The sequence below is a fragment of the Suttonella ornithocola genome, assembly GCF_001889065.1.
In the GTDB taxonomy this organism is placed as follows: domain Bacteria; phylum Pseudomonadota; class Gammaproteobacteria; order Cardiobacteriales; family Cardiobacteriaceae; genus Suttonella_A; species Suttonella_A ornithocola.
The window spans coordinates 1-7,006 of sequence record NZ_LWHB01000137.1 but is presented as its reverse complement, the minus strand read 5'-3'; the positions used below and the strand labels follow the sequence as shown (position 1 = coordinate 7,006).

5 protein-coding genes and 1 pseudogene are annotated in these 7,006 nt (G+C 37.4%); 1 reads left to right on the top strand and 5 read right to left on the bottom strand.

Translation table 11 applies throughout. From position 1 onward, the window contains the following. The 5 genes and pseudogenes from A5N85_RS17740 to A5N85_RS10300 all read right to left on the bottom strand — a co-directional run. The coding region (locus tag A5N85_RS17740; protein WP_143143251.1) for a helix-turn-helix domain-containing protein at positions 1-130 on the bottom strand (130 nt) is incomplete at its 3' end. Positions 131-139: 9 nt separating this feature from the next. Further along, positions 140-685, bottom strand: a complete 546-nt coding sequence (locus A5N85_RS10310) for a hypothetical protein (protein ID WP_072577150.1) — start codon at positions 683-685, stop codon at positions 140-142. Further along, the gene (locus A5N85_RS10305) at positions 640-4,617 is read right to left on the bottom strand and encodes a filamentous hemagglutinin N-terminal domain-containing protein (RefSeq protein WP_245935982.1); all 3,978 of its coding nucleotides are present in this window, start codon (positions 4,615-4,617) and stop codon (positions 640-642) included. Before A5N85_RS10305 ends, A5N85_RS10310 begins: the two co-directional genes overlap by 46 nt. 15 nt (positions 4,618-4,632) lie before the next feature. After that, a pseudogene (locus A5N85_RS17735) lies at positions 4,633-4,719 on the bottom strand (ESPR-type extended signal peptide-containing protein); the annotation flags it as partial. 206 nt (positions 4,720-4,925) lie between these two features. Continuing rightward, complete coding sequence (locus A5N85_RS10300; protein ID WP_084601748.1) at positions 4,926-6,731, bottom strand: ShlB/FhaC/HecB family hemolysin secretion/activation protein; 1,806 nt, start codon at positions 6,729-6,731, stop codon at positions 4,926-4,928. A 107-nt stretch (positions 6,732-6,838) separates the two neighbouring features. On the opposite strand from A5N85_RS10300, the gene A5N85_RS17730 reads away from it, so the two are divergent. After that, on the top strand, positions 6,839-7,006 hold a 168-nt coding region (locus A5N85_RS17730; protein WP_143143188.1), incomplete at its 3' end, for a helix-turn-helix domain-containing protein.

Sequence of the window (7,006 nt, the reverse complement as noted above, 5' to 3'; positions counted from 1 at the left end):
GATGAGGATTTTTAATCCAGCTATAGACGGTGAATTTGCTGATCTTGTAGCGCTTTGCAACAGCGCGCCAAGTTTCTCCATTAGCAATATCGTTAAGAATTTTTTGTCGGAATTGGCTGCAGTAGGTCATAGGATATGCTCAGTTTGTTTTTGATAATTCTACTACAAGTTGTTCTTTATATCTGCTTTGGATAGATTGGATTATAAGTGATTTTACTATATGTGCACTATGTAAGCGAAGTCCTTCCCCAGATTGGATGTCTCCAGCGTTTGTTAATTTGTCTTCGGCAGTGATGGTTACTGCTTTACCTTGTAGCGTCCCTTGATTGTTGACTTGCGGACTGTCAATGCTCATGTCTTTTTGAGAGATAATAATGGCTTGTTTCTCATTGCGGAGCTGCTTAGTTTGCAGATGGATGTGCTCTGCACTGCCTAGTTTGCCCGCATTGTTAACGGTATCAGCACTAAGTTGCGAGAATTTTTCTGCAATAAATTCACTTTTATTATCAATATGTTGAGCTTGTAAATATGCTTCTTGACTGAGTATCTTGCCGTCATTATCAATTTGTTTACCATTGAATTGGAGTTTATCAGTATGAATTTCTCCTTTATTTTTCAGATCTTCTGTCAATGATAGCGTTAATGCTGCTGTATTATTGATTTGTCCTTTTTGCGTATTGTGCAAGACTTTACTATGAATATAACCATTGCTATCAGTGGGGCATTGGCGGGTGTCGATGGTAACGTTGAGAAATTTGCTGAGGAATGCGCTGTAGACGTTGAGGCAGGGGTTAATGACCGACCAATCGTTGCTTGTGATTCATTGTTTAGCTGCTGCGCTTCAATTTGCAGCTTCCCTTGTCCAATTTGACGAATCTGACCGCTATTTTGTAAAGTCGTGCTACTTAATTCAAGTGCACCAGCAACGAGATTTCCTTGATTATGAATCGTTTCACTTTCATGATGTAGTTGGTTTTCTGCTGCGATGGTGCCTGTATTGTTCAGTGTTTCAGCATGACTTGCGATGGTTTTCGCCAGAATGGTTCCTTCATTATTTTGTTGTTTACTGGCTAGATTGAGATGTCCTTGTACACTTTGCATCACGCCTTGCTGATGATTGTGATAATACTCAACTTCTATTTTTAGAGCATCCTGACCATCAATAATCCCTTGATTTTTTAAGTTATCTCCGCTGACTTCTATGGATTTACTCTGTAAAATACCTTGATTTTCTAGGCTTTTCTGTTTTGCCTGTAAGTAATTCCCTGCAACAATTTGCCCTGAATTGATTAAAGCATCATCAGTGAAAGTGATATAGTTACTAAAAAGCACTTTGCCTTTATTCTGCGTTTGTTGATTCTTAACGGTTAGATTTTTACCTTGTATCGTACCTTCATTTTTAACGTGTTGATTCTCAAGATTCATCTCTTGTGAGGCGAGAATTCCATCTCCTTGATTTTTTAATGTCTGCGTGTTTAAGGTGAGTATATTTCCTGCACTGATTTGTCCTTGATTGTCAATTAGACGTGTTTTATCGCGATCTTGCAGCTGTTCTTGGGCATGAATGGCGCCAACATTGTGAATCTGCTGAGCTTCTAATGTCAGTGTTTTGCCACTATAAAGCGTTGCTCCTTTAAGATTGTTTAGTTTTGCTGTTTGTATGTTAAAAGAGTGCTTACCCGCAATAATTCCCTGATTATCAATACTGTTTTGATAGTTAAATTGCTTGAATTGATCTGCTTGTAATTTCCCTTTATTCAGCAACGTTTGTCCGCTTAAATCCGCAATATCGGCATATAATGTCCCTTCATTTTCAAAATGGGCACGTTGCATGCTCAGCTCATGTAAGCCTATGCTACCTTGGTTATGAAATTGACCACTGACTTCTAGATAGCTATCACCATTTGCGGTAATTCTGCCCTGATTTTCTAAAGACTGCCCAATGGTTAACTGTCCATCTTCATCTTTAGACGGCACAGAGGAAGGGGAATTTGAATGATTAGGAGAAGTTGCATTCGCATTATTGCCCGCTATTGTTGACTGAATGTCTAACGGTTTACCCAGTACGGCATTTTTCTGATTGTTAAGGTCTTTGCTGCTAATAAAGAATTTACCTAGACCTGTTTGCGCCAGAATGCCTGAGTTATTTAATTGAGCTGAATGAATATTAAGCGTTGCCGCCCTTATGATTGCGCTGTTGTCAAGTGTCTGCAATTTTGCATTCAATTTTTCTTCAGCTTGAATAAAGCCCTTATTATTGAGGTGTTGACTGTTTAGGGTAAGTGTTTTGCCACTAAATAACTGTCCTTCATTGTCAATATGCGAAGTATTGATCTTAAGATCAGACTGAGAGGCGATTAATGAGTCACTGCTTTGATGATCTAAATGATTAACCGTTAATTCTAAATCTTGTTGAGATTGAATTTTGCCGTGGGTATTATCAAAGCCTTTACTGAAAGATAAAGGCGAAAATTTATCCGCCGATAGGATGCCTTGACGATTATCCAGTATTTTTGCGGTGATGTTAGCTGTATCTGCATGAAGATAGCCATGATTACTCAATTTCTCAGCAGTGTAATCAAATTGGCTGACTTGAATCTTGCCATCATTGTCTAAATTTTGATGAATTGCTAAACGTGATGCACCTAAACTGAGTAGCTGACCACTATTTTCTATCTGTGCCTGTTTAATAAATCCACTGTTATGACTAAAAAATTCCGCTGGAAGTTTGTGGCTATTCGTTTTTGATGCTGGTGCTGATGCTGTATTTGTAGTGTCGTTTTGACCGATCTTGCCATGATTGACGAGTGTTGGAGTTTCAATATTTAAAGCGTTGTCGCTTGTTTGCGCAATCGTACCCTGATTATGAAGCGTCTTTCCTTCCAGCTGTAAAACAGCACCTCGAATTTGTCCTGTTTTTTCATTAGTGAGTTGTGGGGTATGGATTGCTAACCTTTGCTCAGCGACAATCGCGCCACTATTATTCGCTTGTGTGCTTGCGTTTATTTCTAAATCGGCAATTGAACTAAGCTGTCCACGATTCTCTAATGTATCAGCCTCAACCTGATAACTTGAATGACCATGAATAGCGCCTGTGTTGTTAATGTGATTAAATTTTACTTGTTTAAACAGATTACTTTCTATATCGCCGCTATTTTTTAGATGGATTCCTGTTAATGCACTAGTTTGTGTTCGAATAACCCCGCTATTTTTTAGTGTCGTACCAGAAAATCTCAAATGATCTGGAGTTAAACTACCATCGTTGTTTAAATTCCCTGTTGCCGTAATACTGAACTCGCCATTCGCTGAAATCTCTCCTTGATTATGTAATGGTGTTTTTACTTTTAACCAACCTGATTCCGTGACATTTTTGCTATCACCAATAGAGATACTCGTTTGTGAGGTATAAGAAATCGTAGGTTTGCCAATATGACCGCTATTACTTAAATTATGGTTATTCAGTTCAAATGAACCACTGCCTGTTTGACTAATTACGCCACTATTTTGTAAACGATCTGTTTCAAAGCGTAAGGCACCCGCTTGAATTTTGCCTTGGTTATTTGCATCTATACTATGGAGAGTCAGTCTTTCGCTAGCGCCAATAAGACCTGTATTTTGTAATTGATGTGTATCAATGGTTTGTAAACCTGCCGCGCTGAGTTGCCCTTGGTTATCAAGTTCTGGTACTTGTATGATCTGTGTTTGGCTTTGAATGATGCCCTGATTTTTGAGCTTTCCATCGGCACTTAACGTGAGTTGACCACTAGCAGCAATATGCCCAGCATGATTTATACCGACACCATCTTCTGTACTAATTAAGCGAATACTATCAGCATACATTCCCCCAAGTTTGCTGCTGTCTAAAGCTGATGTCACTGATGTCACTTGCTGAGTGATCCTTCGCACATTTCCTTGTCTATCTACTTGATTTTTTCCTGTGATAACATCAAGCTTATTTCCATTGGCGTATATTGGTCCATCTAGTTTAATTTGTTCGGCTAAGAGTTGACTGTAATCACTTTGGCTAAGATCAATACCTTTTTCTTGAATATGAATTTTTCCACTGGCTATATCATGCCCCTGAAAATCTCCATTTTGATTAAGCACTTTGCCAGTACTTAAAGTGGTTTGTGCACTATTGATAAAGCCACTACCGTTGACTTCAATACCGGCTGGATTGGCAATAATCACATCGGCACGCTTACCAGCGACTTCAATATAACCATTAAGTTGGCTAGGATCGCTGCTGTTAATCTGGTTAACAATAACTTTTGCCTCTCCTTTGATTAAATTAGGATTGGCAGGCACCCAACCCGCTATTTGTGTGATACTGTGTTTACGACTGTTGTTGAGAATGGCACCTGTCTTATCAACATCAAACTGGCGATATTCATTAAGCGATACGCCAGCTTTTGAAGGCGTTTGAATGTCAATTTGAGGAATATTATCTTTGCCTACCACTAATACTTGTGGTTGATGAAACTTTACTGCATTGTTATCTGCAACGATATAAGCATGACTTATGGGAACTACATATAAGCTACTACCCAATAACAGCATGAATCGCCAACTTAAGGTATTTAATAGAAAATGAAAATCAGCAGTACGCTTACGCATGATCTTGCTTCTACATTTGCTTCGATTTTTGCTAATTTCGCTTACAACAACCATACGGTTTAAAGAACGACTATAAATAACTTTATAACAATGCTGATTCATGATAAAAATACCTAAACTTTAAAGAATACAAAACGTAAAACACAAGCATGGTATTACGTTTTATCTTGAGCGTGATCCCAGAGAGATAGAATAAAAACCTTATAAAGAAAGTTGATAATTATAGTCAAATCACTTATAATCCAATCTATCCAAAGCAGATATATAGTCAAATCAACTAAAAAACAGGACGTTTTATAAACATGACCTTAGTGCTTCTGGCGGTAAATGGTGTTCTGTTTTTTAGCTGATTGCACTATAAATGAAAAACCAAGCGTAAATGTATCGGGTTTGAAACCAGAAGGATAAGCTAATGCCTTCCCTATATAAGCATCATAATCCCAATTGCCATGCCACTGATGAGAACCTTTAACTCCAACTGCTCCGCCTAACAAATATTGACCCGGTAATTGTTTTGCACTGCGGCCTCCCACATATCCAGCATCTAAGCCTAAATAGAGATGATGAGTTGGTTTATAATGGTAATTCAATGTATTTTGAGTATAAAATCCTTTCTCTGCAGCTAAAGCGATACCACTTTCATAGCCTCGTACACTGTAACGTCCACCTATACTTAAACGGTCAAGAGGTGTTAATTTTGTCGTATTCATCTGTCCATGCCATCGACTATCCCAGTCAAAGGATTTTCCTTGGAAGTGAAAAGGCATATTCCAATGAACATCTGCACTTAGAATTCCCATTTTCGCTGTCCCTTCATCAAAGGCTTCTTCTGGTGCGGGAATTGCGCCAAACCAGCGCTTACCTTGTTTATAATTAATTTGGCTATTCAATACGCCATAAGAAAAATAACTGAGTTGATTGATACTAATTTGCCATCCGCCTAATTGGCGACGTTGTACGGGTACTTCAGTATCATCTACAAAATTGAAATTACGTTTCGCCCAAAGCCCCGCAGATAAACTTATCTTGTGTTGATTATCTCGATAAATTACCCTTGAAAGATCAGATTGCCACTGACGACTTTTTCCACTATAATGATAATTTTGGTTTTGTCCGGCGACAATTTGATCATAATAGTATTGGCTATATGCTAAAGATAAAGCCCAATATCCATAAGGTATACTGTAATTTAAAGTATAATTATTGGTTTCACCACCATCTCGGTGACCATTAAGATCAGTTATCTGTTTGCCAGGTAAAATATTGCGTGTATACGAGAAAGAAAAAATATCATTTAATCTAAGAGGATTGTCATAGGAGAATAATCCGCTCACCAAATATTTACCCGTTTCTTTTGTTCCTGCATTATCAAGACTTAGCGAGGCACGTAAAGGATATTTTTTTTGAGACCAATGGATAATTAAATTGCTACCACCTACCTCTTCACTTGGTGCAATATCAATTTGGGCTTGTACAGTAGGTAACCGTCTTAAATTATCTAATCCTTGTTCTATATCACGGAGGTTGATTACAGTTTCTTCTTTGATAGGCAATGCTGTAGAAGTTTTTAATCTATATGCATGATTACTTGATTGATCGTCAATAACAATTTTATTTAGTGTGCCTGGTAGTAGTAAAAAAGTTAATTTGTCATTACTTAAATCTTGTTCAGGAAGAAGTAAACGTGCCGTGATCCATCCACCATCTATCAGTGCATTTTGCGTCTTACGACTTATTAGCTCTATATCCTTTACGCTCAAACAAGGAAAAGGTTGGAAGAAAGTAAAAATCTTTCCTTGTGATTGAACACTTCCTTGATAGTTTAATTGATGTAGTGAGTTAAATAGGTATTTATTTAAATTAGGTTGAGTATTGTTTTCAATTGAAATTTCAGAAATTTGATGACATATTATCGGCGTTTGTCCACTAATTTCTGAAGTGCTTTTTTCCTCTGATAAAGGTATTTTTATTAAATTGAAATTAATTTTTTCTTGAGATTGGTTAATGGTTTTTTGATGTTTCTGCGCTTGGTCTAAAAAGAATTCTGGTGAAATTTGAGCATGAACTAACAACGAACTTAGAGAAAATACTCCAATAGTAATATAACGTAACATATTAAAATTTTTTTGTTATAGTCAAATCACTTATAATCCAATCTATCCAAAGCAGATATAAAGAACAACTTGTAGTAGAATTATCAAAAACAAACTGAGCATATCCTATGACCTACTGCAGCCAATTCCGACAGAAAATTCTTAACGATATTGCTAATGGAGAAACTTGGCGCGCTGTTGCAAAGCGCTACAAGATCAGCAAATTCACCGTCTATAGCTGGATTAAAAATCCCCATCCTAAAGGTTTTACTGAGCGTAAGCCCTCAAAGATTGAT